The 1,727-nt window shown below is 56.1% G+C and carries 1 pseudogene; it reads left to right on the forward strand.

From position 1 onward, the window contains the following. Positions 1–308: 308 nt before the first annotated feature. Positions 309–1,727, forward strand: a pseudogene (locus WX88_RS26635) (hypothetical protein); the annotation flags it as partial.

A 1,727-nucleotide genomic window follows, 5' to 3' on the forward strand; every position in this document is an offset into this window, starting at 1 on the left:
CCAACACCAAGCGCTCCTTCAAAGGATGGGTCGAAATCGTCCGTTGACCATACCTCTGCCAAGACAATTAAACCGCATCGGGGTCGTTCTACGCAGAGCGGCCCCGATACGGTTTGACAGCAACTAAACCTTATGCCGCTTGCAAGGTCTTTTTGCAACTGATTGAGGTCTTCTTGGGGTGTAATAGCTCTTTTCTTTGCTTTCTGGTTTTAGAGTGGCCTCTATCGCTCAGGGATACACAAAAAATCTTGTCTTCCGAAGCCGGGGTAGCGAAAACCGTTCTTCTCATTTCTCGTTATCAAGTCGATATGATACAAATTTCTTTACTTCGGATAAGGGCCTTGACACGAGTCGTGGCTCTGGTACTAGTGGCTTGGGCTGGCCTGGGGACCCAGGCAGCATGGGCTTCCCACATTCGCGCCGGCGATATTCAGGCCAAGGTCGACACCACCTTCCCCGGCAATCCTCTGCGCATCTTTTTCAGGATGGTTCTTTATACTACCTCGACAGGGGTAGATGAGGATAAAGTGACCATCTTTTTTGGGGATGGCACGTCCAGCTGTTATCGGGGGGTAGACCGCGTGGGGGGCCGTCGGCCAATTCCAGGGAGTACCGACACGGCTCTTAATATCTACACGTTTGAGCACGAATTTCCCTCGGTTGGTACCTTCACCGTCAGCTATGTCGGCGAGAACCGCATTGGTGGGGTGCTGAACATGGATAACTCCATCAACCAGTCTTTCTACATCAGCACCCGCATTACCATAGACCCGGCCCTGGGTCGCAACCGCTCACCTATTCTAACCGCCCCAGCTATTGATAAAGCCGCCACGAGCCAGGTGTTTTTGCACAACCCCGGCGGCTATGACGCCGATGGCGACTCATTGGCCTTCAAGCTGCGGCCGAGCCAGCAAGTACCCCTGTTGGCCCAGGATATAGTGGGCTCGCCCTGCCCCGGCACTACCGGCAACAACACCCCGATAGCGCAGATAGTCCCGAACTTTCGTTACCCCAATGACCCTACGATTACCCCCACCACCCCACCGGTCCAAGTGAATTTTCCGGGGGTGCCAGTGGGGGTTCCGGGTGCCGCGGCTATTTTCGCGCAGGACGTGAATACGGGCCAGATAACCTGGAATGCCCCCATTGCTGTCGGCGTCTACAACGTAGCAATGGTAGTTGAGGAATGGCGACGGACCCCCCTGGGCCGACGCCTCATTGGGGAAGTTATCCGGGATATGCAGATTACCGTTTCGGCGACCAGTAACATCCGGCCCACTATTACCATTCCGCCAGACATTTGCGTGATAGCTGGCCAAACGGTGACGGGCGCGATTACGGCTACTGATGGCAGTTCGCCAAGCAGCCCCCCGACGGCTGTCAGCTTGTTTGCCTACGCTGGCATTATCCCGCCGGCTACATTCGTCCAAACCACCGCGGGCCCGCCGGTAGCGCGCGGCACATTTAACTGGCTGACGGATTGCAATAACGTGGCCCGGTTGCCCTACCTGGTGGTCTTTAAAGCCCAGGATACGCCAACTGGTCCGCCGGCTACCAACCCGCCACTAATTGATGAGCGCACGTGGCGCATTACCGTGATAGGTCCCGCGCCCCAAAATCTGCAGGCAGTGCCAGATGCCAGCACGGGCCTCAACCGTAGTTTGCTGACGTGGAATACGTACCAGTGCGCCAACGCGGACAGCCTCTATATTTATCGGAAGGAAAAC

The organism is Hymenobacter terrenus (assembly GCF_000972495.1).
Classification (GTDB): Bacteria; Bacteroidota; Bacteroidia; order Cytophagales; family Hymenobacteraceae; genus Hymenobacter; species Hymenobacter terrenus.